Source organism: Streptomyces griseorubiginosus, from assembly GCF_017614965.1.
GTDB lineage: Bacteria > Actinomycetota > Actinomycetes > Streptomycetales > Streptomycetaceae > Streptomyces > Streptomyces griseorubiginosus_B.
The window spans coordinates 1-26,404 of record NZ_WVUG01000110.1 but is presented as its reverse complement, the minus strand read 5'-3'; the positions used below and the strand labels follow the sequence as shown (position 1 = coordinate 26,404).

Sequence of the window (26,404 nt, the reverse complement as noted above, 5' to 3'; positions counted from 1 at the left end):
CGGCCCTCCCTCCCCCCGGCGGGGTGCCGCTTCGCCTCCGTCAGGAACTCGGCCATGGGGTCCCCCTCGGTCAGTCCGCGGACGGTGGCGCTTCCGCTCGGGCCGGTCGCGTACGACCGGGGTCTACCCCGGCCGGGCTGCGGGGACACGGCTCCCGGGTGGAGAAAGGTCACCTCCAGCGGCCGATCTCGATGTTCTCCAGGACCCCGAGCGCGTCCGGCACCAGGACCGCGGCCGAGTAGTACGCCGTCACGAGGTACTTGATGATCGCCTGTTCGTTGATGCCCATGAACCGGACGGACAGGCTCGGCTCGATCTCGTCCGGGATGCCCGCCTGCTGCAGCCCGATCACGCCCTGCTCGGCCTCGCCGGTGCGCATGGCGATGATCGAGGACGTACGGGCCTCGGTGACCGGGATCTTGTTGCAGGGGTAGATCGGCACGCCACGCCAGGTCGGGATACGGTTGCCGGCCACCTCGATGGTCTCGGGGACGAGCCCGCGCTTGTTGAGCTCGCGGCCGATCGCGGAGATCGCGCGCGGGTGGGCGAGCAGCAGCTTGGTGCCGCGCCGCCGGCTGAGCAGCTCGTCCAGGTCGTCGGGGCTGGGCACACCGTCGTGCGGCTGGAGCCGCTGGTCGTACTCGCAGTTGTGCAGCAGGCCGAACTCGCGGTTGTTGACGAGTTCGTGTTCCTGGCGCTCCTTCAACGCCTCAACGGTGAGCCGCAGTTGCTGCTCGGTCTGGTTCATCGGCTGGTTGTAGAGGTCGGCGACGCGCGAGTGGATGCGCAGCACGGTCTGGGCGATGCTCAGTTCGTACTCGCGGGGCCTCGCCTCGTAGTCGACGAAGGTGTGCGGGATGTCCGGTTCGCCGCTGTGGCCGGCGGCGAGGTCGACGGCCTTCTCGCCGTACTTGTTGGTGTGCTGCTCGGGGATCGAGCGCACGTGCTGGAGGTGTTCGCGCAGGGAGTCGGAGCGCTCCGCGACCTGTTCGACGTCCTGCCGGGACAGGGTCAGTACCGTGCACGCGGTGGCCGCGCGGATGGTGCACTCCCAGATGGCGTCCGGGCTGAGCAGTGCCGCGTCACCGAAGTAGGCGCCGTCGGCGAGCACGCCGAGGACCGCGTCGTCGCCGTAGGGGCCCGTGCCGACCTTCTCCACCCTGCCGTGCGCCAGCAGATGGACCTCGTCGGTCGCGCCGCCGAAGGAGGCGATCACCGAGCCCGGCGGGAACTCCTGCTGCCGGCAGCGCTGGGCCAGCTCCGAGAGCACCTCGTCGTCCTCGTAGTCGCGCAGCGCGGGCAGTTCGCCGAGCTCCGCGGGGATGACCTCCACCCGGTCGCCTGTCTTCACGAAGGTGATGCGGCCGTCCCCCACCGCGTACGTCAGGCGCCGGTTCACCCGGTACGTACCGCCCTGGACGTTGACCCAGGGCAGCATGCGCAGCAGCCAGCGGGAGCTGATCTCCTGCATCTGGGGCGCGGACTTGGTCGTGGTGGCCAGGTTCCGCGCGGCGGCCGTGGCGAGACTCTGCTGCGGCTTGCCCTGCTCCGAACGGACCTCTTCGCCTACCGACATATGAGAATTGCCCTCCCGGTCATGCGGCGGCACGGTCGGAGCCGCCGCATTGCGATCTGCACGGACCAGCCTTCCATCACGGAGCGTGCTGGTGCTATTACACGAAAGAGCGGGGTTGGATCTTCGGATCGGTGGGCACGAAGAAGGCTTTCGTCCAGCAGTCCGACGCACGGAATGGCCGGATCCGTTCGGTGGCCGCGAGCACCATGTGTAATCGCCTACTCACTTTAGGTAAAAGGCCCTGGCACGGGCGGTCGCGTCGGGCGGTCGTCGGCACGGCATGCACGAAGGAGGCGGTCATGGCCTCACCCATGTCCGCGGGCGCTTTTCGGGCGGGGCTCCTGGCGGAGGGCCTCACCGTCGTCGAGGTCGGCGACTGGGAACATCACAACCGCAATCACAAGGGTCCGTGGGGCCCGGTGCACGGGGTGGTGATCCACCACACGGCCACCAGCGGCAGCGAGCACACGGTCGAGCTGTGCCGCGACGGCTACGCCGGCCTGCCCGGCCCCCTCTGCCACGGGGTCATCACCAAGGACGGCACGGTCCACATCGTCGGTTACGGCCGCGCCAACCACGCGGGCCTGGGCGACGACGACGTGCTGCGCGCGGTGATCGCCGAGAAGGCGCTGCCGCCCGACAACGAGGCGAACACCGACGGCAACCGCCACTTCTACGGCTTCGAGTGCGAGAACCTCGGCGACGGGCACGACCCCTGGCCCCGGGCCCAGCTGGAGGCCGTGGAGAAGGCGGCGGCAGCGGTGTGCCGGCACCACGGCTGGACGGAACGCTCGGTGATCGGCCACCTGGAGTGGCAGCCGGGCAAGGTGGACCCGCGCGGCTTCACGATGGCGTGGCTGCGCGAGCGCATCCGCGACCGCCTGAAGTGACGCACCGGGTCACAATGGAGCCGTGACCGGCCTCGACACCCTGCGACCGCGCCTCCCCTCCCCCCTGCGGGAGCTGTCGGACCCCCGTTTCGACCGCCGTGGTCTGCGTCTTCTCCTCAAGCGGGACGACCTCATCCACCCGGAGCTGATCGGCAACAAGTGGCGCAAGCTCGTGCCGAACATCGAGGCCTGCGGCGGCCGGCCGCTCGTCACCTTCGGCGGGGCCTACTCCAACCACCTGCGGGCCACGGCGGCCGCCGGGCGGCTCCTCGGGCTGCCCACGGTCGGCGTGGTCCGCGGGCAGGAACTGGCCACCCGGCCCCTCAACGCCTCGCTCGCCCGGTGCGCGGCCGACGGCATGCGGCTGCACTTCGTCGACCGGTCGACGTACCGCCGCAAGACCGAACCGGACGTCCTCGCGCGCGTGCTGCGCGCGGCGGGCGCGGAGGGCGCGTACGTGGTCCCGGAGGGCGGCAGCAACGCGGAGGCGGTGCGCGGCTGCCGGGTCCTGGGCGAGGAGCTGCGCGGGCAGGCGGACGTGGTCGCCGTGGCCTGCGGCACCGGCGGCACCCTGGCGGGCCTGGCCGCGGGCCTGTCCCCCGCCCAGCGCGCCCTCGGCATACCCGTCCTCAAAGGCGGCTTCCTCACCGCCGGCATAAGAGCCCTCCAGCAGGAGTCCTTCGGCGGCCCCCGCGGCGACTGGACCCTGGACGAACGCTTCCACTTCGGCGGCTACGCGCGTGTGCCCACCGAACTCGACACCTTCGCCGAGGACTTCGAGGAACGTCACGGCGTGGCGGTGGAGCGCCTGTATGTCGCCAAGTTGCTCCATGGACTTGTCGCCCTGGCGGAGGAGGGGGCGTTCGAGCGCGGGACGACGATCGCGGCCGTGATCACCGGGCGGCCCCTCCCCTAGCGTCCGTCTACGCCGTCTCCCGGTAGGCCGCCGCCTCCTCCAGGTCAAGGCGCCGCAGCAGGGTGCGCAGCATCTCGTCGTCGATGTAGCGGCCGTCGCGCAGCCGTACGAACATCGCGCGTTCGGCGCCGATCATCTCCCGCGACAGGCGGCGGTAGGTGTCGTCGACGGACTCGCCGGTGACCGGGTTGGTCTGGCCCAGGCGCTCCCAGACGGCGTTGCGGCGGCGCTCCAGGACCTGGCGGAGGCGGTCGGCGAGGGGCGGCGGGAGGGTGTTGCGCTCGTCGGTGAGCAGTTCGTCCAGGCGCTGCTCGGCGACCCGGGAGGCCTGGGCCTGCGCGTTGGCCTCGGCGAGGGTCTCGGCCTGCGCGTCCTTGGCGGGGAACCGCACCAGGCGGATCAGCGGGGCCAGGGTGAGGCCCTGCACCACCAGGGTCCCGATGACCGTCGTGAAGGTCAGGAAGAGGATCAGGTTGCGCTGCGGGAAGGGGCCGCCGTCGTGCACGGTGAGCGGGATGGAGAAGGCGATGGCCAGTGAGACGACACCGCGCATCGCGGCCCACGAGGTGACGATCGGACCCCTCCAGGTGGGGTTGTCCTCGCGTTCCCTGATCCGCGAGGACAGCATGCGGGGCACGAAGGTCCCCGGATACACCCAGACGAACCGGGCCAGGACGACCACCAGGAAGACGGCGAGCGCGTACCAGGCGGCGTCGACGCCCCGGTAGTCCCCGAGTCCCTTGAGCACGACCGGCAGTTGCAGCCCGATGAGCGCGAAGACCGCCGACTCGAGCACGAACGCGACCATCTTCCACACCGCCTCCTCCTGGAGCCGGGTGGCGAAGTCGACCTCCCACGCGCGGTGCCCGATGTAGAGGGCGACGACCACGACCGCGAGCACACCGGAGGCGTGCACCGCCTCGGCGACGGCGTAGGCGACGAACGGGATCAGCAGCGACATGGTGTTCTGCAGCAGCGCCTCCTTCACATGCGTGCGCAGCCAGTGGATCGGCGCCATCAGCACCAGTCCGACCACCACACCGCCGACCGCAGCCAGCAGGAACTCGCCGATCCCGCCGATCCAGGACGCGCCCTCGCCGACGGCGGCCGCGACGGCCACCCGGTAGGCGGTGATCGCGGTCGCGTCGTTCAGCAGGGACTCGCCCTGCAGGATCGTGGTGATCCGGGACGGCAGTCCGACCCGCCGGGCGACCGCGGCCGCCGCGACCGCGTCCGTGGGCGCCACGACCGCCCCCAGTACCAGCGCCGCGGGCAGCGGCAGCCCCGGGACGACGAGATAGGTGACCCAGCCGACGACGAACGTGGCGAACAGTACGTACCCCACCGACAGCAGCGCCACCGGCCGCACGTTCTTCCGCAGGTCGAGGTACGAGCTCTCGACCGCCTCCTTGTGCAGCAGCGGCGGCAGCACCAGGGGGAGCACGATGTCCGGATCGAGCGTGTAGTCGGGCACCCCCGGCACGTACGACACCACCAGCCCCACCGCCACCAGCCACAGCGGCGCCGGCACCGGGGTGCGGCGCGCGGCCGCGGCGACCGCGGTGCTGCCCGCCACCAGCAACAGCAGTGGCATCACGTCCATCGTCCTCGCCCACCCTCGTTTTTCCGCGCGGCCCTCCGCACGGGCGTCGTAATCTGGCAATCATGAAACAGTGCACGCACGCCGAAGCGCTGCCGCTCCCGGAACCCGGTCCGCTCAGCGAGACGTGCCTGGAGTGTCTGCGCGACGGCACGCACCCGGTGCAGCTGCGGCTGTGCCTCACCTGCGGCCACGTCGGCTGCTGCGACTCCTCGCCGAACCGGCACGCGACGGAGCACCACAAGGACTCCGGCCACCCGATCATGCGCACGTTCGAGCCCGGTGAGAACTGGCGTTGGTGCTTCGTCGACCACGTACTTGTGTGACCCTGGACGCCAGGGTTCCAGGACGGTTCGACCGTCTGACGTCTGGGTACGTCAACCCGGCGCGCCTTCTTCCCATTGGGAGCCGCAGACCCCTAGACACGGAGCGTGTCCACAGTTTTACTGTGAGTGACGGCAAGGGGTCGGGGTCCCGGGGACAGGAAAGTTGAGAGCGCGATAGCGTCACCGCTGAACCACACATCGCGTTACCCCGGGGGGCGACCCTCGGCCCCGTAAAGCTTGTACCACCATGGAGGTGAGGGTGTCCCAGATCGCAGGCGAGCCCGCGACCCAGGACTTCGTGGAAGTCCGGCTGCCGGCCGCGGGTGCCTACCTGTCGGTGCTGCGTACGGCCACGGCCGGCCTCGCGGCCCGTTTGGACTTCACCCTCGACGAGATCGAGGACCTGCGCATCGCGGTTGACGAGGCCTGCGCGATCCTGCTGCAGCAGGCCGTGCCCGGCTCGGTGCTCAGCTGTGTCTTCCGGCTCGTCGACGACTCTCTCGAGGTGACCGTCTCGGCCCCGACCACGGACGGTCACGCCCCCTCGCGGGACACCTTCGCCTGGACCGTGCTGTCCGCTCTCGCGGGCAAGGTCTCCTCCGCCGTGGACGAGGACAAAACCGTTTCGATCAGCCTCTACAAACAGCGCGGCGCGGGACCCGGGCCGGCGTGAGGACAGGGGACGGGCCGGTGCGTGACGAAGAGCGCGGCACACGGGAGCTGCCGGCCGAGGGCACAGGCGGGTCCCGTCACACGGGGGAGCCCGTCGACGACAGGGCCGGCATCGAGGTCACGGCGGGCATGGGCGGCATTCCCGAGCAGGCCAGGCCGCATCCGGAGGAGGACGCCGGCCCCGCGGCGGCGACCGGCTTCCTGGACGACGGCGGCCGGCGGGATCGGGAAGGCGCCGCGCCTGGCACCCCTGCGGACGGGCCGAACGGGATCACCCCGGCCCCGCCGCAGGCGAGGGCCGGGCGAAGGACAACGGGCGGGACGATGAGCGAGCACGAGCGAGACGAGCAGCAGGACGCGCAGAGCGTGCAGCAGGCCACGCAGCACGACGCACAGGACCGCAGCGGAGCGCGCGCGATGTTCGTCGAACTGCGTGGGCTGAAGGACGGCAGCCCGGAGTACGCGGAGCTGCGCAACAAGCTGGTCCGTATGCACCTGCCGCTGGTCGAGCATCTCGCGCGCCGCTTCCGCAACCGCGGCGAGCCGCTGGACGACCTCACCCAGGTCGCCACCATCGGCCTGATCAAGTCCGTCGACCGCTTCGACCCGGACCGCGGGGTGGAGTTCTCGACCTACGCGACCCCGACGGTCGTCGGCGAGATCAAGCGCCACTTCCGCGACAAGGGCTGGGCGGTGCGGGTGCCGCGGCGCCTGCAGGAGCTGCGGCTGGCGCTCACCACAGCCACCGCGGAGCTGTCCCAGCAGCACGGCCGCTCCCCGACCGTGCACGAGCTCGCCGAGAAGCTGGCGATCTCGGAGGAGGAGGTCCTGGAGGGCCTGGAGTCGGCCAACGCCTACTCCACGCTGTCCCTGGACGTCCCCGACACCGACGACGAGTCCCCGGCGGTCGCGGACACCCTGGGCGCCGAGGACGAGGCGCTGGAGGGCGTCGAGTACCGCGAGTCGCTCAAACCGCTGCTGGAGGACCTGCCGCCGAGGGAGAAGCGGATCCTGCTGCTGCGCTTCTTCGGGAACATGACCCAGTCGCAGATCGCGCAGGAGGTCGGCATCTCCCAGATGCACGTCTCCCGGCTGCTGGCCCGCACCCTGGCCCAGCTGCGGGAGAAGCTGCTGGTGGAGGAGTAGCCCTACGGCACTACTGCTTGCCGTCCTGGGCGCGGCCCGGACCCTTGATCCCGAGGGCCTGGGTCGTGACCGGGTTGACCAGCAGCACCAGGGCGGTGACGGCGACGACCGCCAGCGCGATCCCGGCGGGGATCGCCACGCTGTCGGCCTGCAACAGGTTGTAGGCCACCGGCAGCGCCATGACCTGGGTGATCACGGCTGGACCCCGGCTCCAACTCCTGCGCGCCAGGAGTCCGCGCGCGGCCAGCAGGGGCAGCAGCGCCAGGACGAGCAGGGTGACGCCGCCGGTGACGGCGGAGCCCCGGTCGTCCGGGTCGCCCACGAGGCCCTCCACGAGCATCCAGACGCCCCCGACGGCCAGCGCGAGCCCTTCCAGCCCGGCGAGCGCGGCGGCGTACGTCAGGCGCCGCGGGCGGGGGCCGGTGTCTTCCTCGGTGGCGGGGGTCTTCTCACTGGTCACCCCTGAAGGGTAGCCCTGGGGAGGCCGCCCGGCGCGGGGGCGGGCACGCGGGACGCAGGTCCTCTCGGCGGGGTTGAGCCGGCCCCGGGTGGCGAGACTCACGCCCCCTCCTCTTACCTGATCCCTACCTCGCGCTGTGCCCGGTACCAGGCAGTAGGTACGCTGCAACTCATGCGTGCACTCCTCGTGGTCAACCCGGCGGCAACCACCACCAGCGCACGCAGACGCGATGTGTTGATCCACGCGCTGGCGAGCGAGATGAAGCTCGAGGCGGTCACCACCGAGTACCGCGGCCACGCACGCGACCTGGCCCGGCAGGCCGCCGACAGCGACGACATCGACCTCGTGGTGGCCCTCGGCGGCGACGGCACGGTCAACGAGGTCGTCAACGGTCTGTTGCACGCCGGCCCCAATCCGGACGGCCTGCCCCGCCTCGCCGTGGTCCCGGGCGGCTCCACCAACGTCTTCGCCCGCGCCCTGGGCCTGCCCAACGACGCCGTCGAGGCGACGGGCGCCGTGCTGGACGCCCTGCACCAGGGCAGCGAGCGCGCGGTCGGCATGGGTCTGGCCACGGGGACGCCGGGGACCGAGGACGAGGCGGTGCCCGCGCGCTGGTTCACCTTCTGCGCGGGGCTCGGTTTCGACGCCGGTGTGGTCGGCCGGGTGGAGCAGCAGCGCGAACTGGGCAAGAAGTCCACACACGCCCTTTACCTGCGCCAGGTCGCCCGCCAGTTCCTGCAGGAGCCGCACCGGCGGCACGGCACCATCACCCTGGAGCGGCCCGGCGAGGAACCGGTGACCGATCTGGTGATGTCCATAATCTGCAACACGTCGCCCTGGACGTATCTGGGCAATCGTCCGGTGTACGCGTCGCCTAAGGCTTCGTTCGATACCGGGCTCGACGTACTCGGCGTCAGCCGCATGTCCACGGTGTCGGCTGCCCGGTATGCCACGCAGTTGCTCACTTCGTCCCCCGAGCGGGGACCCCATGGAAAGCACGTCGTGTCCCTGCACGACCTGGACGGGTTCACCTTGCATTCGAAGGCGCCTCTCCCCCTTCAGATGGACGGCGACCACCTCGGACTGCGTACGAGCGTGACGTTCACAGGCGTACGCCGTGCACTGCGTGTGATTGTGTGAGCAGAAGGGGCTAAAGTCCTTTCACTCGAACGTTTAGGCCAGGGTCCACCCCATGGAAGTACGGCTGTGACCTAGTCGACACCGAGGAATCAAAAAAAACTTTCCGGAAGGGGTTGTATCCGCCGCTGAGGTTTGCGAGTCTCTACGTGGCGATCGGGACAGCCCGCAACACCGGCATCCACAGATCACCGGAACCCCTCTTCAATCTCAGGACCACGCCGGGGAAGACTCGGCGGTCGGCCCTTCACTTGTTGAGGGATTCGTGAAAGCGTTCACATTCACAAGCAACCTGCACGTAATACCAAGGAGAGGTAGCAGCCATGGACTGGCGTCACAACGCCGTTTGCCGCGAGGAAGACCCCGAGCTCTTCTTCCCCATCGGCAACACCGGTCCTGCGCTGCTGCAGATCGAGGAAGCCAAGGCCGTCTGCCGTCGCTGCCCCGTCATGGATCAGTGTCTGCAGTGGGCGCTCGAGTCCGGTCAGGACTCCGGCGTCTGGGGTGGTCTCAGCGAGGACGAGCGCCGCGCCATGAAGCGCCGCGCCGCCCGCAACCGGGCCCGTCAGGCCTCCGCCTGACCCACCCGCCCCGCGACAGCCTGAGCTTGGCGGCGCGTACAGCGAGTACGCATCTCCCGCCCCCGAGCCGCAGCGCGCAGTATCCCCGGTGCGCCTAGCAATAGAGCAGCAACGAGCGACTGGCCCTGGATCCCCCCGGATCCGGGGCTTTTTGCTGTGCTCGCGGCTTACCTCCGCGGACTACTTGTGCGCCCGCACCGGTACGTCGAAGATCACCCGGGTCCCCCGCTCCGGCGCCGGCACCATGTCGAACGTACCGCCCAACTCGCCCTCCACCAGGGTCCGTACGATCTGCAGGCCGAGGTTTCCCGCGGTGTGCGGGTCGAAGCCCTCGGGCAGGCCGACGCCGTCGTCCTGGACGGTGACCAGGAGGCGGGCCTCCTTGGTGGTGCCGCCACGGACGGCGGAGACCTCGACCGTGCCGGTCTCGCCCTCGCGGAAGCCGTGTTCGAGGGCGTTCTGCAGGACTTCGGTGAGAACCATCGACAGCGGGGTGGCGACCTCGGCGTCCAGGATGCCGAAGCGGCCGCTGCGCCGGCCGGTGACCTTGCCCGGCGAGATCTCGGCGACCATCGCGAGCACCCGGTCGGCGATCTCGTCGAACTCCACGCGCTCGTCCAGGTTCTGGGAGAGCGTCTCGTGCACGATCGCGATCGAGCCGACCCGGCGCACCGCCTCCTCCAGGGCCTCCCGGCCGCGGTCGGACTCGATGCGGCGGGCCTGCAGACGCAACAGGGCCGCCACGGTCTGGAGGTTGTTCTTCACCCGGTGGTGGATCTCCCGGATGGTGGCGTCCTTCGTGATCAACTCGCGCTCGCGGCGGCGCAGTTCGGTGACGTCCCGGAGCAGGACCAGCGAACCGATGCGGGTGCCCTTGGGCTTGAGCGGGATCGCGCGGAACTGGATGACCCCGTCGTGGGCCTCGATCTCGAACTCGCGGGGCGCCCAGCCGCTGGCCACCTTGGCGAGGGCCTCGTCCACCGGGCCGCGGGTCGGGGCGAGTTCGGCCGTCGTCCGGCCGAGGTGCTGGCCGACGAGGTCGGAGGCGAGGCCCATGCGGTGGTAGGCGGACAGGGCGTTCGGGGAGGCGTACTGGACGATGCCGTCCGCGTCGAGACGGATCAGGCCGTCGCCCACGCGTGGGGCGGCGTCCATGTCCATCTGCTGGTTCGCGAAGGGGAAGGCGCCGGCCGCGATCATCTGCGCGAGGTCGGAGGCGCTCTGCAGATAGGTCAGTTCGAGCCGGCTCGGGGTGCGCACGGTGAGCAGGTTGGTGTTGCGCGCGATGACACCGAGGACGCGCCCCTCCCGTCGCACCGGGATCGACTCGACCCGGACCGGGACCTCCTCCCGCCACTCGGGGTCGCCCTCGCGCACGATCCGGCCCTCGTCGAGCGCCGCGTCCAGCATCGGGCGGCGGCCGCGCGGGACGAGGTGGCCGACCATGTCGTCCTGGTAGGAGGTGGGGCCGGTGTTGGGCCGCATCTGGGCGACGGAGACGTACCGGGTGCCGTCGCTGGTGGGCACCCACAGGACGAGGTCGGCGAAGGAGAGGTCGGAGAGCAGCTGCCACTCCGAGACCAGCAGGTGGAGCCACTCGAGGTCGGAGTCGTCGAGGGCGGTGTGCTGGCGGACCAGTTCGTTCATGGAGGGCACGGGTGCGAGCGTACCTGGCGGTATGTGGGTGGCCGAAAAGCGGCCTCAAGACACCCGCGGGCCGCGGCGCCTGGGAGGGACCCTCAACCCTCCCGGCACCGCAGCCCGGAGCAGCATCGGCCGCGGGGTGTGCGGTCCCGGTCGGCCGAAGGTCGAGGAGCCGGGGCAGTCAGGGCAGAGAGCTCCGGTTCCTCGGTCCGTCCTCCTGTGCGGGGAGGGCGGAAGTTCGCTTCAATTGTGGACTAGACCACTGTGCGTGTCCATGCGTTGGAGCCTGTTGGTTGTTGTTATTTCCCGACCGGCTCGACGGCTACGGGGACGCCCTGTTGTCCATCACGCAGCCTAACCCGTGTGGGTTCATGTGCGGGGCCAGATGGACATGCAATTTCGGCGAGGGCAGCCGACTGCTCTCGGCTCACCCCGTCCGCCCGCGGTGACGCCGGCCCGGATACGGCTCTCGAACGCGGCCGATGTCGCCGTTGCGCCGCGCGCGGGGACTCCCTCGACGGCCGTCCGGGCGGTGGGCTCCTCGGTGAGCGCGCGGTCGGTGTAGGCGCCGTGGCGGGCCCGGTGGACGGTCACGACCTCGTCGAACAGCGCGCGCGTGTCGCCGAAGGCGGCGTACACGCTCGGGGCGCCGTGCTCGTCCCGTCGCCGTCCACCATGGCCGGAACCGCGCAACGGGTGCCGACGAAGGGATCAGTGGGTCTCCGTCACCTTCGCCAGGGCGCGGGGGGCGTCCGGGTCCTGGCCGCGGGCGATGGTGACCTCGTAGGCGAGGAGCTGGAGGGGGATGATTTCCAGGATCGGCTGGACCTCCTCGGCGACGCCCTCCGTGGGCAGCACCAGACCGGCCGAGGCCCGCTCGACCTGCTCCCGGGGACCGACGACGAAGAGATCCGCGCCGCGGCCGCGCAGCCGGTCCAGGACCGGCTGGAGGGCCTCGCCGCCCTTGCCGTCGGTGACCACCGCGATGACCGGGGAGACGTTGTCGACCATGGCGAGCGGGCCGTGCAGCAGGTCGGCGCCGGAGTAGGAGAGAGCAGGGATGTAGCTCGTCTCCATCAGCTTCAGCGCCGCCTCCTTGGCCGTGGGATAGCCGTAGCCGCGGGAGGTGATGACCATGCGCTCGGCGAAGCGGTAGCGGGCGGCGAGGGCGCGGACCTCGTCCTGCCGGGCGAGCAGCTGCTCGGCGAGGTCCGGGAGCACCTTCGCGGCGCCGCCGTCGCCGCCGCGCAGTCCCTCGACGAAGAGGTAGAGGGCGAGGAGGGAGGCGGTGTACGTCTTGGTCGCCGGGAGCGCCTTCTCCGGTCCGGCCATGATGTCGACGTGGTACTCGGAGACGCCGGCCAGCGGTGAGTCGGGGTTGTTGGTGACGGCGAGGGTGATCGCGCCGGCCTCGCGGGCCGCGCGGGTCGAGGCCACCAGATCAGGGGAGCCGCCGGACTGGCTGACGGTGATCACCAGGACGTCCGTGAGGTCGGGGCGGGCGCCGTACGCCGTGGTGGTGGACATCGAGGTCAGTCCGCAGGGCAGGCCGAGGCGGATCTCCAGCAGGTACTTGGCGTACAGGGCGGCGTTGTCGGAGGTGCCGCGCGCGGTCAGCAGCACGAACCGGGGCCCGCGGGCGGCGATCTCCTGGGCCACCTGCCGGATCGCCGGGGCGCCCTCGTCCAGGATCCGCCGCAGTACGGCGGGCTGCTCGGCCATCTCACGGGCCATGATCCGGCCCGGGACGTCGGTCTGCGGCTCCGGTGGCGTGGCGGTCATGGTGGTTCCTCCTGGATCGGGCTGCGCTGCGGTACCCATTGCACTCCCCCGGCCCCCATGGTGCCCGTCCAGCGCGTGAACGGCTCCCGAGCGGGCGGTTTCAGGGTTCGGACGACCCTGGGCCGCGAGATCGCGCTCTGTTAGATTGACCCCGCACAGATTGGTCTAAACCACATAGTCCGTCTCAACCACATAGTCCTTCACGGTCCTTCAGAACGGCAGGCCCAGCGTGGAAGTTGTCATCGTTCCGGACGCCAGGTCGGGTGGCGAGCTCGTCGCCGAGGCCATGGCACGGCTGTTGCGGCGCAAGCCGGACGCGCTGCTCGGCGTGGCCACGGGGTCGACTCCGCTGCCCGTGTACGAGGCGCTGGCGGCCCGGGTGCGCGCCGGTGCCGTGGACGTCTCACGGGCGCGGATAGCGCAGCTCGACGAGTACGTGGGCCTGCCGGCCGAGCACCCCGAGTCGTACCGTTCCGTGCTCCGGCGCGAGGTCCTGGAGCCGCTCGGCATCGGCATGGAGGCGTTCCTGGGGCCCGACGGCACGGCCGAGTACGTGCAGGGCGCGTGCGAGGCGTACGACGCGGCGCTGGCGGCGGCCGGGGGCGTGGACCTGCAGTTGCTCGGGATCGGGACGGACGGGCACATCGGCTTCAACGAGCCGTGCTCCTCTCTGGCCTCGCGGACGCGGATCAAGACGCTGACCGAGCAGACGCGGGTGGACAACGCGCGGTTCTTCGACGGGGACGTCGAGGCGGTGCCGCACCACGTGATCACGCAGGGGATCGGGACGATCCTCGAGGCTCGGCATGTGGTGCTGCTCGCGACGGGGGAAGGGAAGGCGGAGGCGGTCGCCGCGACGGTTGAGGGGCCGCTTGCCTCCGTGTGTCCGGCGTCGGCGTTGCAGATGCATCCGCATGCGACGGTGGTTGTGGATGAGGCCGCTGCTTCGAAGCTGAAGCTGGCGGACTATTTTCGGCACACGTATGTGAACAAGCCGGAGTGGCAGGGGATTTAGCGGTTGTCGCGGGGTGCGGGTCGCTACAGCCCCGGGCCCCTGACGACATTGCAGGCGCCGGACCCTGAAAGGGGCCGGCGCCTGTCGCGCGCCGAAGGAACAGCCTTGCGTGGGACTACTCCCCCGCGATGATCTCCGCCGCCGCTCGGCCGCAGACTCGGGCCGCGCCGTGGGTGGCTATGTGGAGGATGCCTCGGGCTTGGGCCTGGGGGAGGCCCATCTCGACCACGATGGTGTCGGGGCGGGTGCGCAGGACGGTGTCCAGGGCCCTCCCCATCCAGGGGTGGCGGTGTTCGTCGCGGACCACCGCCACGATCCGGCGGCGGCCGGCCGCCGCCAGGGTGGCGAGGCCCGCGTCCTCGCCGGCGAACGTTCCCGTTTCGGTGCCCGGGAGCAGCCGGGAGAGTTCCGCGGCCAAGCCCCAGGGGGTCTCCTCGCCCACGGCGATGTTGGCGCCCGGGGTGAGGGCGGCGACGTAGGGCGGCTCGCTGAGGGGCGTGAAGGGCTGGGCGGACGTCAGTCTGAGGGCGCGGCGGGCCGCGCGCAGACCCACCTCCTCGTCGGCCGGCGGCCTGGCGTCGGCGGCGCCCGCCGCGGCCGTCCAGCGGGCCAGGGTCCGTACCCGTTCCGCCGCGTCCGCCAGGCGGGCCTCGGGGAGTTCGCCGCTGCGGACCGCCGTGACCAGGGCGTCGCGCAGCCGCCGTACCGTCTCGTCGTCGGCGAGGCCGCCGCCCACGCAGATCGCGTCGGCGCCGGCCGCGATGGCCAGGACGCTGCCGCGTTCGATGCCGTACGTGGCGGCGATCGCCTGCATCTCCATGCCGTCGGTGACGATCAGGCCGTCGTAGCCGAGTTCGCCGCGCAGCAGCCGGGTCAGGACCGGGCGGGACAGGGTCGCGGGGCGGACCGGGTCCAGGGCCGGGACCAGGATGTGGGCGCTCATGACGGCCCGGGTGCCGGCGGCGAGGGCCGCGCGGAACGGGGCGAGTTCGCGGGCCGAGAGCACCTCGGCGGGGACGTCGATACGCGGGAGCGCGTGGTGGGAGTCGACGGCCGTGTCCCCGTGGCCCGGGAAGTGCTTGGTGCAGGCGGCGACCCCGGCGGACTGCAGGCCGGTGACGTAGGCCGCCGTGTGCCGGGCCACCAGGTCGGTGTCGGCGCCGAAGGAGCGCACGCCGATGACCGGGTTCGCGGGGTTGGAGTTGACGTCGGCGGAGGGGGCCCAGTTGAGGTTCACCCCGCAGGCGGCGAGGCGGCGGCCCAGTTCGGCGGCGACCTGCCGGGTCAGTTCCACGTCGTCGACCGCGCCCAGCGCGTTGTTGCCGGGGAAGGAGGAGCCGGTGCGCACCTCCAGACGGGTGACGTCACCGCCCTCCTCGTCGACGGCGACCAGCACGTCGTCCCGCTCGGCGCGCAACTGCGCGGTCAGGGCCGCCAGTTGTTCGGTGGAGGCGATGTTGCGGCCGAAGAGGCCGACGGAGGCGAGGCCCTCCCCGAGGCGGCGCAGCAGCCAGTCGGGGGCGGTGGTGCCGGTGAAGCCCGGTTGCAGGACCGTGAGGGCGTCGCGGGTCAGGGTGTCTGAGCCGCTGGCGATTGTGGTCATCGGGGGCGTTATCCCTTCACGGCGCCCGCGGTCAGGCCCGCGGCCATCTTGCGCTGGACGAGGAGGAAGAGGGCGACGATCGGCACGGCCATCATGGTGGCGCCGGCCATCATCGGGGCGTACTCGGTGCCGTGTTTGGTGGTGAAGTTGCCGAGCCAGACGGTCGCGGTCTGGTGCTGCTGGCTGAGCAGCATGAGGGCGTAGATGTACTCGTTCCAGGCCTGGATGAAGGCGTAGACCGAGGTGGCGACCATGCCGGGGGCCAGCAGCGGGAAGACCACGCGGATGAAGGCGCCGGTGCGGGAGCAGCCGTCGACCATCGCCGCCTCCTCCAGTTCCCGGGGGATGTTGACGATGAAGCCGCGCAGCGTCCACACCGTGAAGGGGAGGATGAACGTCAGGTACGTGATGATCAGGCCCGAGAGCTTGTCGTACTGCTCCAGGTCGTTGAGGAGCAGGAAGACCGGGATGATCATGGCCACCAGCGGGACCATCTGGACGGCGAGGATGCCGATGATGACGACCTTGCGGCCGCGGAAGGCGAACCGGGAGATGGCGAGCGCCGCCAGCAGGCCGACCACCATGCCGATCACCACGACCGACAGCGAGACGATCAGGCTGCGGCCGACCGGGCCCCAGAAGTCCGCGATGTCCAGCGCCCGGCGGAAGTTGGCCAGGGTGAAGCCGGTCGGGAAGAGGCTCGGGTCGGGGTCGATGGTGTCCTTGGCCGGTTTGATCGCCGTGTTGAGCATCCAGTAGACGGGGAAGCCGGCGGTCAGGAAGACGAGGAGACCGAGGAGGTTCCAGCCGAGCTTGGACGTGCGGGGCCGCCGCCGCGTGGTGATCGCACCGCTCATGCCGGTCATTCGACGTCTCCGATCTTCAGCATCTGGCGCATGTACACGGCGACCACGCCCAGCAGCAACAGCACGGTGATCAGGGCGATCGCGGAGCCCTGCGCGTAGTCGTTGACCTGGAAGGCGCGGTCGTAGGAGTAGGTGGTCAGGAGCTGGAACTCGTCCTCGGGATGGCCGTCGCGCATCACGAAGACCTGCGGGAAGACGCCCATGTCCCAGATGACCGAGAGGGTCGTGAGCATCACGATGATCGGCTTGAGGATGGGCAGGGTGACGTACCGGAAGACGCCCCAGGAGCCCGCGCCGTCCAGCCGGGCCGCCTCCTCCAACTCCGCCGGGACCTGGGTGAGTCCGGCGCTGAGGGTGATGACGACGAAGGGCACGGCGCCCCAGACCACCAGCAGCATGATGACGGCCAGGCCCTGCGGGCCGCTCGCGAACCAGTTGTGGCCGATCAGCTCCACCCCGGGCAGCTTGCTGAGCAACGCGTTGAGGATGCCGTAGTCGCTGTCGAACAGCCACTTGAAGACGGTCGTGGCGACGATGATCGGCATGCCCCAGCTGGCCACCAGCACGATGTTGACCAGTGTCTTCACCCAGCCGGAGACGCGTTGCAGCAGCAGCGCGACCAGCATGCCGAGGACCATCGTGAAGATGACCGACCCGGCGGCGAAGACGATCGTGCGCAGCACGACCTGCCAGAACTGGGTGTCGCCCAGCACCCCGGTGAAGTTGGCGAACCCGACCCACTCGGCCGGCTGGAAGCCCCACAGCTGGGACTGCCCGAACTTCTGGAAGGACAGGGTGACCAGGCGGACCATGGGGTAGCCCATGACCAGGGCGAGGATCAGCAGACAGGGGGCGAGCAGCAGCCACGGTGTGGCCGCGCCGCCCGAAGCGCGGCCTCTGCGTGGCGCGTTCGGGGCGGACGGTGGTGACGGCGGCGCCTGCCGCGGCGGCGGCACCTTGGCAGGGGTGGTCGTGTCTGCGGCACTCATCGCGCGCTCCTCAGCGGTCCCTCAGGTCGTACGGTCGTACGAGAGGCAGGGCCCCCGCCCCGGACGTTGCCCCGGGGTCGAAAGGGCCCTGCCCTCAGGTCACTTGGTGTTGATGACCTTGTCGATGGCGGCGTCCGCGGCCTTCGCGGCGGCCTGGACCGACTGCTTGCCGGTGCCGATGCTCTGCAGCATGGTCTGCAGCACCTGGGCCTTCTCGACCTGGCCCCAGCCGGGCGCCATCGGGACGAACCAGTTGGACTCGGCCGCGGTGGCCGGGACCGCCGTCGCGGGGTCGTTCTTCAGGGTCTGGAGGTCGGTCTTGTTGTTGGGCAGGTTGCCCTTGGCCATCAGGCCCTTCTGACCGGAGGGGCCGGTGAAGGCGTTGATCCACTCGGCGGCGACGCCCTGCGCCTTGGACTTGACCGGGATGGCGAGGTCCGAACCGCCCAGGAAGACGGGCATGTTCTTGCCGGACGGACCCGGCATCACGAAGTTCTCGAGGTTGTTCTTGAGCTTGCCGGTCTTGTCGTTCTTCGGGTCGGCGGCGGTCGCGCCCTCCCAGGCGGCACCGAAGATCATGCCGGACTTGCCCTGGCCGTAGACGATGTAACGGTCGGACTCGTCCTTGGTCTTGTCACCGTGCATGTACTTGTCGATGACGTTCTTGAACTCGGTGAGGCCCTTGATGGACTCCGGCGAGGAGAGGTTGCCCTTCCACTGGCCGCCGTCCTGCTTGGCTATGGAGCCGCCGGCGTCGTAGACGAAGGACATGGCCGCGTACCAGTCACGGGTGGGCTGGTACCAGGCGGAGAACTTGTCGCCCTCCTTCGCCTGCACCTTGTCGAGGGCGGCGGTGAGTTCGGCGTACGTCTTCGGCGTGGACTTCACACCCACCGAGGCGAAGAGGTCCTTGCGCCAGTTGCCGACCCGGCCGCCCGCGTAGTACGGGACGCCGTAGGTCTTGCCGTCGTACGTCACCGAGGCCTTCAGGCCGTCCAGCCAGGCGGAGGAGTTGGTGAACTTCGCGGGGTCGACGGGGGCGAAGGCGCCCTTGACCATGTAGCTCAGCATCTCGGTGTTGCCCATCTCGACCACGTCCGGCACCTTGTCGGTGGCCAGGACCGCGTCGAGCTTGGTGTTCTTGTCCGGCCAGCCGTAGTACTCGTGGTTGATCTTGATGCCGGGGTGGGCCTTCTCGACGGCCGCGTCGGCGGCCTTCACGAGGTTCGGCCAGTTGTTCTGGGCGTCGACGGTGAGCCAGACCGTCAGCTCCTTGGCGTCGGAGCCGGACGTCGAGCTCTTGTTGTCGCTGCCCCCACACGCAGCGACCGAGACCATCATGCCCGCGATACCGATCGCGGCTGCCAGCTTGCGCTTCACGCCACCCTCCTCAGGGATGCCCACACCTCCCCGCCCATACGCCGGGACCTGAACCAATGGTGTAGACCAGTACCGGGAGCTTGGACCAGACCACGAAGCCTGTCAAGAGTGCTCGAAAAGGCTCTGACCAGCCGTTATGCGACCTACATATGCAAGAACCTTTAAGTAAGAAGCCAGCGAAAACAGCGGTGGCGGAGTAGTCTCGTCCGCTAGACCACTTGCCTCTGTGGACTAGACCAGAACAGGTGGCGACGGTATACAGAGGGGATCACGACGTGACCCACGTCCGGAGCCGGGAAGGCAGACCATGAGTACCGACGTCAGCAGTGCGGAGAACGAGGGCGGGGCAGGCGTCCGTACGGCGCGCGTGCCCAAGTACTACCGCCTGAAGAAGCACCTGCTGGACATGACGGAGACACAGTCGCCCGGCACGCCGGTACCGCCCGAGCGCACCCTCGCCGCCGAGTTCGACACCTCCCGCACCACCGTGCGGCAGGCGCTGCAGGAACTGGTCGTCGAGGGGCGCCTGGAACGCATCCAGGGCAAGGGCACCTTCGTCGCCAAGCCGAAGGTCTCCCAGGCGCTGCAACTGACCTCCTACACCGAGGACATGCGCGCCCAGGGCCTGGAACCGACCTCCCAGCTGCTGGACATCGGCTACATCACCGCCGACGACCGGCTCGCCGGGCTCCTCGACATCACGGCCGGCGGCCGGGTGCTGCGCATCGAGCGGCTGCGCATGGCCAACGGCGAGCCGATGGCCATCGAGACCACCCACCTCAGCGCCAAGCGCTTCCCGGCCCTGCGCCGGTCCCTGGTCAAGTACACGTCTCTGTACACGGCGTTGGCCGAGGTGTACGACGTCCATCTCGCCGAGGCCGAGGAGACGATCGAGACCTCGCTGGCCACCCCGCGCGAGGCCGGCCTGCTCGGCACCGACGTGGGCCTGCCGATGCTGATGCTCTCCCGCCACTCCCTGGACCGGGACGGACAGCCGGTGGAGTGGGTGCGGTCGGTGTACCGGGGGGACCGGTACAAGTTCGTGGCGCGGCTGAAGAGGCCCGTCGACTGAGGGGAAGTGGGCGGGGGTTCCACCCCCGCCGCGGTCTTCACGGAATCGACATACCGATATCCCGACGCGGTCTTCCACTGCCGCGACGCCGTGACCTACATTGCCTGCGCGTTGCACATGTGATCACAGGCGATCGTGAGGGGACGGAGCCGCCGTATGTCCGAAGTACCCGAAGTGAGACCACCGGTGGTGACCCCGGTCCGCGTGATCATCGCCGTCTGCCTGCTCGCGCCCTTCGTGGCGATGCTGTGGGTCGGCTCCTACGCCAAGACCGACCCGGAGTTCATCGGCATCCCGTTCTTCTACTGGTACCAGATGCTCTGGGTGCTGCTCTCCACCGCGCTGACCATGACCGCGTACAAGCTGTGGCAGCGTGACCAGCGCGCCCGCAAGGGGGGTGCGGGCAAGTGAAGGACGGTGTGAACGGCGTCGCGCTCGGCGTCTTCATCTTCTTCTTCCTGGCCGTCACGGCCATGGGCTTCCTGGCCGCTCGCTGGCGCAAGGCCGAGAACGAGCACAGCCTCGACGAATGGGGCCTGGGCGGACGGTCGTTCGGCACCTGGATCACCTGGTTCCTGCTCGGCGGCGACCTGTACACGGCGTACACCTTCGTCGCCGTACCGGCGGCGATCTACGCGGCGGGCGCGGCCGGCTTCTTCGCCGTGCCGTACACGATCCTGGTCTACCCGCTGATCTTCACGTTCCTGCCGCGCCTGTGGTCGGTCTCGCACAAGCACGGGTACGTGACGACCTCGGACTTCGTGCGCGGCCGCTTCGGCTCCAAGGGCCTGTCGCTGGCGGTGGCGCTGACCGGCATCCTCGCCACGATGCCGTACATCGCGCTCCAACTCGTCGGCATCCAGGCCGTGCTGGACGTCATGGGCGTGGGCGGCGGTGAGAACACCAACTGGTTCGTGAAGGACCTCCCGCTCCTGATCGCCTTCGGTGTGCTCGCGGCCTACACCTACTCGTCCGGCCTCCGGGCCCCCGCCCTGATCGCGTTCGTGAAGGACACGCTGATCTACATCGTCATCGCGGTGGCGATCATCTACATCCCGATCAAGCTGGGCGGCTTCGACGACATCTTCGCCAAGGCAGGTCACGCCTTCGCCCAGACCAACCCGGCGACGGGCAAGCCGCGCGGCGCCCTGGCACCGGCCGAGCCCGCCCAATGGACCTACGCCACCCTGGCGTTGGGCTCGGCGCTCGCGCTCTTCATGTACCCGCACTCGATCACCGCGACGCTCTCCTCCAAGAGCCGTGAGGTGATCCGCCGCAACACCACGATCCTGCCGCTGTACTCGCTGATGCTCGGTCTGCTCGCGCTGCTGGGCTTCATGGCCATCGCGGCCGGGGTCAAGGTCACCAACGGTCAGCTGGCGATCCCGCAGCTCTTCGAGAACATGTTCCCGAGCTGGTTCGCCGGGGTGGCCTTCGCGGCGATCGGCATCGGCGCGCTGGTCCCGGCGGCCATCATGTCCATCGCGGCCGCCAACCTCTTCACCCGCAACATCTACAAGGACTTCATCAAGCCGGACGCCACGCCGAAGCAGGAGGCCCAGGTCTCCAAGATCGTGTCGCTGCTGGTGAAGGTCGGCGCGCTGGTCTTCGTCCTCACCATGGACAAGACGGTCGCCATCAACTTCCAGCTGCTCGGCGGCATCTGGATCCTGCAGACCTTCCCGTCCCTGGTCGGCGGCCTCTTCACCCGCTGGTTCCACCGCTGGGCCCTGCTCGCCGGCTGGGCGGTCGGCATGGTCTACGGCACGGTCGCGGCGTACGGCGTCGCCTCCCCCACCCAGAAGCACTTCGGCGGCTCGTCGAAGGAGATCCCGGGCATCGGGGAGATCGGCTACATCGGCCTCACCGCCTTCGTCCTGAACGTGGCGGTGACGGTGGTCCTCACCTTCGCCCTGAAGGCGCTGAAGGCCCCCGAGGGCATCGATCAGACCAGCCCGGAGGACTACACGGCGGACGCGGGCGATCCGGGGGTGGAGGTGGAACTGCCCCCGGCGACGGCGGGAACCTCGCACTAGGGTCTGAGGCGTACACGGCACGGCCGGCGGGCCGTCGGAGGAATCCGGCGGCCCGTTGTCGTACCCGTCCGGCACACTCGGGCCCATGGACATCCTGATCAGGCCGGTGGAACCCGGCGAGTACGGCACCCTCGGCGAGATCACCGCCGGGGCCTACGTGCAGGACGGTCTGCTGGCCTTCGGCGAGAGCGACTGGTACCTGGAGGAGCTGCGGGACGTCGCCAAGCGGGCGTCGGCCGCCGACGTGCTGGTGGCCGTCCGCGACGGCAGCCTCCTCGGCGGCGTCACCTTCGTCCCCGCCGGCGGTCCGATGGCCGACCTCGCCCGCCCCGGGGAGGCGGAGATCCGCATGCTGGCCGTGGCCGGCGCGGCCCGCGGCCAGGGCGCCGGCGAGGCCCTGGTACGGGCCTGCGTCGACCGCGCGCGAGCCTCGGAGTGCACCGGCGTGGTGCTGTCCACCCAGCGGAAGATGCACGCCGCGCACCGCATCTACGAGCGCCTGGGCTTCCGCCGCGCACCCGGCCGCGACTGGAACCCGATCCCCGGTGACGCCTTCACGCTCCTCACCTACGAGTTGACGCTCTGACACGCTGCGAAGTCGCCGCGACACAACATATGGGGGTGCTGTTCCCGCCCGGCACAAGATGTATGCTCATGCTCGCTGTCGCCGCAGGGGAATCCGGTGTGAATCCGGAACTGTCCCGCAACGGTGTACCCATGCGTGTCCGTCCGCGCGTGGGCGTCAGTCCGAGGACCTGCCGACAGTGCGCCCCGGCCGCCGTGGCCCGGGTGCCATGACGTCCGGGCCTCGTGGAATGGGCCGGTGGACGCGATGCGCCGTGCGCTCGTGAGCTGCCCCTGCCCGCAAGGCCCCGTGCCGAGCGAGGGAGAGCCCCACGTGACCATCGCGCCAGCCGATCCGGCTTCAGTGGCGAGGGAGACCGACGGTCTGGGAACCGCACTGCTGCGGACCCTGACCGAGCTCACCGCCGACCTTCCCGACGCGGACCCCGGCCGGGTCGCCGCCGCGGCCCTGCGCGGCCGGTCGGCGCAGGCCGACGAGGCGGAGCTGCGTGAGCTGGCCACCGAGGCGGCGGCCGGCCTCATCTCCGAGGACCCCGCCTACAGCAGGCTGGCCGCCCGGCTGCTGAGCACCGGCATCGCCGCCGAGGCCGCCTCGCAGGGCGTCACGTCGTTCACCAAGTCCGTGGCGGTGGGGCACCGCGAGGGCCTGATCGCCGACCGCACGGCCGAGTTCGTGCGCGTCCACGCAGACCGTCTGGACGCGCTGATCGACCGCCGCGCGGACGACCGGTTCGGCTACTTCGGCCTGCGCACCCTGCACAGCCGCTACCTGCTGCGCCACCCGATCACCCGCAAGGTGATCGAGACGCCCCAGCACTTCATGCTGAGGGTGGCCGCCGGACTCGCCGAGGACGACAGCCGCCGCGCCCTGGACGAAGTCGCCGCCCTCTACGGCCTGATGAGCCGCCTCGACTACCTGCCCTCCTCCCCCACCCTCTTCAACTCCGGCACCCGGCACCCCCAGATGTCGTCCTGCTACCTCCTGGACTCCCCGAAGGACGAGCTGGACTCCATCTACGACCGCTACCACCAGGTCGCCCGTCTCTCCAAGCACGCCGGCGGCATCGGCATCGCCTACTCCCGCGTCCGCGCCCGCGGTTCGCTGATCCGCGGCACCAACGGCCACTCCAACGGCATCGTCCCGTTCCTGAAGACGCTGGACGCGAGCGTCGCCGCCGTGAACCAGGGCGGCCGGCGCAAGGGCGCCGCGGCCGTCTACCTGGAGACCTGGCACTCCGACATCGAGGAGTTCCTGGAGCTGCGCGACAACACCGGTGAGGACGCCCGCCGTACGCACAACCTGAACCTCGCGCACTGGGTCCCGGACGAGTTCATGCGCCGGGTCGACGCCGACGAACGGTGGTCGCTGTTCTCCCCGGCGGACGTGCCCGAACTGGTGGACCTGTGGGGCGAGGAGTTCGACGCGGCGTACCGCAAGGCGGAGGCGGCGGGGCTCGCCCGCAGGACGCTCCCGGCCCGCGAGCTGTACGGCCGGATGATGCGCACCCTCGCGCAGACCGGGAACGGCTGGATGACCTTCAAGGACGCCGCCAACCGCGCCGCGAACCAGACGGCGACCCCCGGTCATGTCGTCCACTCCTCCAACCTCTGCACGGAGATCCTGGAGGTCACCGACGACGGCGAGACGGCGGTGTGCAACCTCGGCTCGGTCAACCTGGGTGCCTTCGTGGCCGGCGACGGCATGGACTGGGAGCGGCTGGACGAGACCGTCCGCACGGCCGTCACCTTCCTGGACCGTGTCGTCGACATCAACTTCTACCCGACCGAGCAGGCGGGCCGCTCCAACGCCAAGTGGCGTCCCGTGGGCCTGGGCGCGATGGGGCTGCAGGACGTCTTCTTCAAGCTGCGGCTGCCCTTCGACTCGCCCGAGGCCAAGGCCCTGTCCACCCGGATCGCCGAGCGCGTCATGCTCGCCGCGTACGAGGCCTCCGCCGACCTCGCCGAGCGGAACGGCCCGCTGCCCGCCTGGGAGAAGACCCGGACCGCCCGGGGCGTGCTGCACCCCGACCACTACGACGTCGACCTCGCCTGGCCGGAGCGCTGGGCCGCGCTGCGCGCGCGGATCGCGGCGACCGGCCTGCGCAACAGCCTCCTCCTCGCCATCGCGCCGACCGCGACCATCGCCTCCATCGCCGGTGTGTACGAGTGCGTCGAACCGCAGGTCTCCAACCTGTTCAAGCGCGAGACGCTGTCCGGCGAGTTCCTCCAGGTCAACTCCTACCTGGTACGGGAGCTGAAGGAGCTCGGCGTCTGGGACGCCCGCACCCGGGAGGCCCTGCGCGAGGCGGGCGGCTCGGTGCAGGACTTCGCGTGGATCCCCGAGGACGTACGGCGCCTGTACCGCACGGCGTGGGAGATCCCGCAGCGCGGCCTGATCGACATGGCGGCGGCACGTACGCCGTACCTCGACCAGTCCCAGTCCCTGAACCTCTTCCTGGAGACGCCGACCATCGGCAAGCTCTCCTCGATGTACGCGTACGCCTGGAAGCAGGGCCTGAAGACGACGTACTACCTCCGCTCCCGCCCGGCGACCCGCATCGCCCGCGCCGCACGGGCGACCGTGCCCGTACCGGCGGCGGACGCCGTCGCCTGCTCCCTGGAAAACCCCGAGTCCTGCGAGGCCTGCCAGTAATGCCCAGCAACCAGAACCTGCTCGACCCCGGCTTCGAGCTGACGCTGCGCCCCATGCGCTACCCGGACTTCTACGAGCGCTACCGGGACGCCATCAAGAACACCTGGACCGTGGAGGAGGTCGACCTCCACTCGGACGTGGCCGACCTGGCGAAGCTGTCCCCGATGGAGCAGCACCTGATCGGCCGGCTGGTCGCCTTCTTCGCCACGGGCGACTCGATCGTGGCGAACAACCTGGTGCTCACCCTCTACAAGCACATCAACTCCCCCGAAGCGCGGCTGTACTTGTCGCGCCAGCTCTTCGAGGAGGCCGTCCACGTCCAGTTCTACCTGACACTGCTGGACACCTATCTTCCCGATCCGGAGGACCGCGCGGCCGCCTTCGACGCCGTCGAGAACATCCCCTCCATCCGTGAGAAGGCGGAGTTCTGCTTCCGGTGGATGGACTCGGTGGAGAACCTGGACCGGCTGGAGTCCCGGGCCGACCGCCGCCGCTTCCTGCTCAACCTGATCTGCTTCGCCGCGTGCATCGAGGGCCTGTTCTTCTACGGTGCCTTCGCGTACGTGTACTGGTTCCGCAGCCGGGGTCTGCTGCACGGTCTCGCCACCGGCACCAACTGGGTGTTCCGCGACGAGACGATGCACATGTCCTTCGCCTTCGACGTGGTCGACACCGTGCGCAAGGAGGAGCCGGACCTCTTCGACGACCGCCTGCGGGAGCAGGTGACGGACATGCTGAGGGAAGCGGTGGAGGCGGAGCTGCAGTTCGCCCGCGACCTGTGCGGCGAGGGGCTGCCGGGGATGAACACCGAGTCGATGCGGCAGTACCTCGAGTGCGTCGCCGACCAGCGCCTCACCCGCCTCGGCTTCGCTCCCGTGTACGGCTCCGAGAACCCCTTCTCCTTCATGGAACTCCAGGGCGTCCAGGAACTGACCAACTTCTTCGAACGCCGCCCCTCGGCCTACCAGGTGGCGGTGGAGGGAACGGTCGACCTGGACGAGGACTTCTGACGGACCCGGCTGTGGTAAGCCAGGGGGATGACCGGCCGCCTCCCTCTCGATGAGCAACTCGACGCCCTGCGCGCGGTGTTGTGCCGCAACGACGTGCTGACGGAGGTGCTCGCGCGGACCGCGACGCTCGGCCTGCCCGGGTGGTATCTGACGGCCGGGTGTCTGTTCCAGACGGTGTGGAACGTCGTCACGGACCGGCCGCCGGCCCATGGCATCAAGGACTACGACGTCTTCTACTTCGACGACCGTGATCTGTCCTGGGAGGCCGAGGACGCCGTGATCAGGGCCGGCCGGGAGGTCTTCGCCGGCCTCCCGGCCGAGGTCGAGATCCGCAACGAGGCGCGGGTGCACCTCTGGTACGAGGAGAAGTTCGGGGTGCCGTGCCCGCCGTACGGGTCCAGTGAGGCGGCGATCGACAGCTTTGCGGCGACGACGTGCTGTCTGGGGGTGCGGCTGGAGGGGGAC

The 26,404-nt window shown here is 70.0% G+C and carries 25 protein-coding genes and 1 riboswitch; of the genes, 15 read left to right on the top strand and 10 right to left on the bottom strand.

Annotation, left to right across the window (positions count from 1 at the left end):
- Window positions 1-169: 169 nt before the first annotated feature.
- The gene (locus tag GRC12_RS21325; protein ID WP_208780971.1) at window positions 170-1,576 is read right to left on the bottom strand and encodes a family 2B encapsulin nanocompartment shell protein; all 1,407 of its coding nucleotides are present in this window, start codon (window positions 1,574-1,576) and stop codon (window positions 170-172) included.
- Between the two features lie 299 nt (window positions 1,577-1,875).
- On the opposite strand from GRC12_RS21325, the gene GRC12_RS21320 reads away from it, so the two are divergent.
- Both GRC12_RS21320 and GRC12_RS21315 read left to right on the top strand, forming a co-directional pair.
- Complete coding sequence (locus GRC12_RS21320) at window positions 1,876-2,466, top strand: N-acetylmuramoyl-L-alanine amidase (RefSeq protein WP_208780970.1); 591 nt, start codon at window positions 1,876-1,878, stop codon at window positions 2,464-2,466.
- Between the two features lie 22 nt (window positions 2,467-2,488).
- A complete protein-coding gene (locus tag GRC12_RS21315; RefSeq protein WP_208780969.1) occupies window positions 2,489-3,382 on the top strand; it encodes a 1-aminocyclopropane-1-carboxylate deaminase/D-cysteine desulfhydrase in 894 nt (297 codons plus the stop codon).
- A gap of 7 nt (window positions 3,383-3,389) precedes the next feature.
- Here the strand turns inward: GRC12_RS21315 and GRC12_RS21310 are convergent, their stop codons facing one another.
- A complete protein-coding gene (locus GRC12_RS21310) occupies window positions 3,390-4,985 on the bottom strand; it encodes a Na+/H+ antiporter (RefSeq protein WP_208780968.1) in 1,596 nt (531 codons plus the stop codon).
- A gap of 62 nt (window positions 4,986-5,047) precedes the next feature.
- Between GRC12_RS21310 and GRC12_RS21305 the strand changes: the two genes are divergently transcribed.
- The 3 genes from GRC12_RS21305 to GRC12_RS21295 all read left to right on the top strand — a co-directional run bounded on the left by GRC12_RS21305 (window position 5,048) and on the right by GRC12_RS21295 (window position 7,126).
- Window positions 5,048-5,308 (top strand): UBP-type zinc finger domain-containing protein, encoded by a 261-nt coding sequence (locus tag GRC12_RS21305; protein ID WP_133044572.1) that lies wholly within the window; start codon window positions 5,048-5,050, stop codon window positions 5,306-5,308.
- Window positions 5,309-5,567: 259 nt separating this feature from the next.
- Window positions 5,568-5,981 (top strand): anti-sigma regulatory factor, encoded by a 414-nt coding sequence (locus GRC12_RS21300; RefSeq protein ID WP_004925829.1) that lies wholly within the window; start codon window positions 5,568-5,570, stop codon window positions 5,979-5,981.
- Window positions 5,978-7,126 carry an RNA polymerase sigma factor SigF gene (locus tag GRC12_RS21295; protein ID WP_208780967.1) on the top strand — a complete coding sequence of 383 codons (1,149 nt, stop codon included), beginning with the start codon at window positions 5,978-5,980 and terminating at the stop codon, window positions 7,124-7,126. The genes GRC12_RS21300 and GRC12_RS21295 overlap by 4 nt, the downstream gene beginning before the upstream one ends.
- Window positions 7,127-7,136: 10 nt before the next feature.
- Here the strand turns inward: GRC12_RS21295 and GRC12_RS21290 are convergent, their stop codons facing one another.
- Window positions 7,137-7,586, bottom strand: coding sequence for a hypothetical protein (locus GRC12_RS21290; RefSeq protein WP_208780966.1), 450 nt, complete (start codon window positions 7,584-7,586; stop codon window positions 7,137-7,139).
- Window positions 7,587-7,757: 171 nt separating this feature from the next.
- On the opposite strand from GRC12_RS21290, the gene GRC12_RS21285 reads away from it, so the two are divergent.
- Both GRC12_RS21285 and GRC12_RS21280 read left to right on the top strand, forming a co-directional pair.
- Window positions 7,758-8,726 (top strand): diacylglycerol/lipid kinase family protein, encoded by a 969-nt coding sequence (locus GRC12_RS21285; RefSeq protein WP_208780965.1) that lies wholly within the window; start codon window positions 7,758-7,760, stop codon window positions 8,724-8,726.
- Window positions 8,727-9,046: 320 nt separating this feature from the next.
- Window positions 9,047-9,304, top strand: a complete 258-nt coding sequence (locus GRC12_RS21280; RefSeq protein ID WP_006142322.1) for a WhiB family transcriptional regulator — start codon at window positions 9,047-9,049, stop codon at window positions 9,302-9,304.
- Between the two features lie 180 nt (window positions 9,305-9,484).
- Here the strand turns inward: GRC12_RS21280 and GRC12_RS21275 are convergent, their stop codons facing one another.
- The 3 genes from GRC12_RS21275 to GRC12_RS21265 all read right to left on the bottom strand — a co-directional run bounded on the left by GRC12_RS21275 (window position 9,485) and on the right by GRC12_RS21265 (window position 12,730).
- Entirely contained in the window at window positions 9,485-10,951 is a 1,467-nt protein-coding gene (locus GRC12_RS21275) for a sensor histidine kinase (RefSeq protein ID WP_133044755.1), read from the bottom strand.
- Between the two features lie 366 nt (window positions 10,952-11,317).
- Complete coding sequence (locus tag GRC12_RS46735; RefSeq protein WP_439959901.1) at window positions 11,318-11,587, bottom strand: hypothetical protein; 270 nt, start codon at window positions 11,585-11,587, stop codon at window positions 11,318-11,320.
- 72 nt (window positions 11,588-11,659) lie between these two features.
- Window positions 11,660-12,730 (bottom strand): SIS domain-containing protein, encoded by a 1,071-nt coding sequence (locus tag GRC12_RS21265; protein ID WP_208780964.1) that lies wholly within the window; start codon window positions 12,728-12,730, stop codon window positions 11,660-11,662.
- Between the two features lie 229 nt (window positions 12,731-12,959).
- Here GRC12_RS21265 and nagB point away from each other — a divergent pair, with 229 nt between their 5' ends.
- Window positions 12,960-13,745 (top strand): glucosamine-6-phosphate deaminase, encoded by a 786-nt coding sequence (gene nagB / locus GRC12_RS21260; RefSeq protein WP_208780963.1) that lies wholly within the window; start codon window positions 12,960-12,962, stop codon window positions 13,743-13,745.
- A 115-nt stretch (window positions 13,746-13,860) separates the two neighbouring features.
- Here nagB and GRC12_RS21255 read toward each other — a convergent pair whose 3' ends face one another.
- The 4 genes from GRC12_RS21255 to GRC12_RS21240 all read right to left on the bottom strand — a co-directional run bounded on the left by GRC12_RS21255 (window position 13,861) and on the right by GRC12_RS21240 (window position 18,583).
- Complete coding sequence (locus tag GRC12_RS21255) at window positions 13,861-15,348, bottom strand: glycoside hydrolase family 3 protein (protein WP_208780962.1); 1,488 nt, start codon at window positions 15,346-15,348, stop codon at window positions 13,861-13,863.
- An 8-nt stretch (window positions 15,349-15,356) separates the two neighbouring features.
- Window positions 15,357-16,214 (bottom strand): carbohydrate ABC transporter permease, encoded by an 858-nt coding sequence (locus tag GRC12_RS21250; protein WP_208780961.1) that lies wholly within the window; start codon window positions 16,212-16,214, stop codon window positions 15,357-15,359.
- A complete protein-coding gene (locus GRC12_RS21245; protein WP_208780960.1) occupies window positions 16,211-17,203 on the bottom strand; it encodes a carbohydrate ABC transporter permease in 993 nt (330 codons plus the stop codon). Before GRC12_RS21245 ends, GRC12_RS21250 begins: the two co-directional genes overlap by 4 nt.
- Before the next feature lie 99 nt (window positions 17,204-17,302).
- Window positions 17,303-18,583 (bottom strand): extracellular solute-binding protein, encoded by a 1,281-nt coding sequence (locus tag GRC12_RS21240; protein ID WP_208780959.1) that lies wholly within the window; start codon window positions 18,581-18,583, stop codon window positions 17,303-17,305.
- 307 nt (window positions 18,584-18,890) lie between these two features.
- Here GRC12_RS21240 and GRC12_RS21235 point away from each other — a divergent pair, with 307 nt between their 5' ends.
- The 7 genes from GRC12_RS21235 to GRC12_RS21205 form a co-directional block, all read left to right on the top strand.
- Entirely contained in the window at window positions 18,891-19,655 is a 765-nt protein-coding gene (locus GRC12_RS21235; RefSeq protein ID WP_208780958.1) for a GntR family transcriptional regulator, read from the top strand.
- Window positions 19,656-19,811: 156 nt separating this feature from the next.
- On the top strand, window positions 19,812-20,066 hold the full coding sequence (locus tag GRC12_RS21230; RefSeq protein ID WP_208780957.1) for a DUF3311 domain-containing protein: 255 nt from the start codon (window positions 19,812-19,814) through the stop codon (window positions 20,064-20,066).
- Window positions 20,063-21,691 (top strand): monocarboxylate uptake permease MctP, encoded by a 1,629-nt coding sequence (mctP, locus tag GRC12_RS21225; RefSeq protein ID WP_208780956.1) that lies wholly within the window; start codon window positions 20,063-20,065, stop codon window positions 21,689-21,691. The genes GRC12_RS21230 and mctP overlap by 4 nt, the downstream gene beginning before the upstream one ends.
- A gap of 85 nt (window positions 21,692-21,776) precedes the next feature.
- Complete coding sequence (locus GRC12_RS21220; protein WP_208780955.1) at window positions 21,777-22,277, top strand: GNAT family N-acetyltransferase; 501 nt, start codon at window positions 21,777-21,779, stop codon at window positions 22,275-22,277.
- Between the two features lie 62 nt (window positions 22,278-22,339).
- Window positions 22,340-22,468, top strand: a riboswitch (cobalamin riboswitch).
- 121 nt (window positions 22,469-22,589) lie between these two features.
- Complete coding sequence (locus GRC12_RS21215; RefSeq protein ID WP_208780954.1) at window positions 22,590-24,929, top strand: ribonucleoside-diphosphate reductase subunit alpha; 2,340 nt, start codon at window positions 22,590-22,592, stop codon at window positions 24,927-24,929.
- Window positions 24,929-25,939, top strand: a complete 1,011-nt coding sequence (locus tag GRC12_RS21210; protein ID WP_208780953.1) for a ribonucleotide-diphosphate reductase subunit beta — start codon at window positions 24,929-24,931, stop codon at window positions 25,937-25,939. The genes GRC12_RS21215 and GRC12_RS21210 overlap by 1 nt, the downstream gene beginning before the upstream one ends.
- A 27-nt stretch (window positions 25,940-25,966) precedes the next feature.
- Window positions 25,967-26,404: nucleotidyltransferase family protein (locus GRC12_RS21205; protein ID WP_208780952.1), on the top strand; the 438-nt coding region annotated here is incomplete at its 3' end.

What these genes read in the sequence shown, in the direction of transcription:
- GRC12_RS21220 (WP_208780955.1), top strand. Translation starts at nt 21,777, where the DNA reads ATGGACATCCTGATCAGGCCGGTGGAACCCGGCGAGTACGGCACCCTC.
- GRC12_RS21235 (WP_208780958.1), top strand. Translation starts at nt 18,891, where the DNA reads ATGAGTACCGACGTCAGCAGTGCGGAGAACGAGGGCGGGGCAGGCGTC.
- GRC12_RS21275 (WP_133044755.1), bottom strand. Translation starts at nt 10,951, where the DNA reads ATGAACGAACTGGTCCGCCAGCACACCGCCCTCGACGACTCCGACCTC.
- GRC12_RS21325 (WP_208780971.1), bottom strand. Translation starts at nt 1,576, where the DNA reads ATGTCGGTAGGCGAAGAGGTCCGTTCGGAGCAGGGCAAGCCGCAGCAG.
- GRC12_RS21255 (WP_208780962.1), bottom strand. Translation starts at nt 15,348, where the DNA reads ATGACCACAATCGCCAGCGGCTCAGACACCCTGACCCGCGACGCCCTC.
- GRC12_RS21230 (WP_208780957.1), top strand. Translation starts at nt 19,812, where the DNA reads ATGTCCGAAGTACCCGAAGTGAGACCACCGGTGGTGACCCCGGTCCGC.
- GRC12_RS21250 (WP_208780961.1), bottom strand. Translation starts at nt 16,214, where the DNA reads ATGACCGGCATGAGCGGTGCGATCACCACGCGGCGGCGGCCCCGCACG.
- GRC12_RS21265 (WP_208780964.1), bottom strand. Translation starts at nt 12,730, where the DNA reads ATGACCGCCACGCCACCGGAGCCGCAGACCGACGTCCCGGGCCGGATC.
- GRC12_RS21280 (WP_006142322.1), top strand. Translation starts at nt 9,047, where the DNA reads ATGGACTGGCGTCACAACGCCGTTTGCCGCGAGGAAGACCCCGAGCTC.
- GRC12_RS21310 (WP_208780968.1), bottom strand. Translation starts at nt 4,985, where the DNA reads ATGGACGTGATGCCACTGCTGTTGCTGGTGGCGGGCAGCACCGCGGTC.
- GRC12_RS21285 (WP_208780965.1), top strand. Translation starts at nt 7,758, where the DNA reads ATGCGTGCACTCCTCGTGGTCAACCCGGCGGCAACCACCACCAGCGCA.
- GRC12_RS21210 (WP_208780953.1), top strand. Translation starts at nt 24,929, where the DNA reads ATGCCCAGCAACCAGAACCTGCTCGACCCCGGCTTCGAGCTGACGCTG.
- GRC12_RS21245 (WP_208780960.1), bottom strand. Translation starts at nt 17,203, where the DNA reads ATGAGTGCCGCAGACACGACCACCCCTGCCAAGGTGCCGCCGCCGCGG.
- GRC12_RS21320 (WP_208780970.1), top strand. Translation starts at nt 1,876, where the DNA reads ATGGCCTCACCCATGTCCGCGGGCGCTTTTCGGGCGGGGCTCCTGGCG.
- GRC12_RS21305 (WP_133044572.1), top strand. Translation starts at nt 5,048, where the DNA reads ATGAAACAGTGCACGCACGCCGAAGCGCTGCCGCTCCCGGAACCCGGT.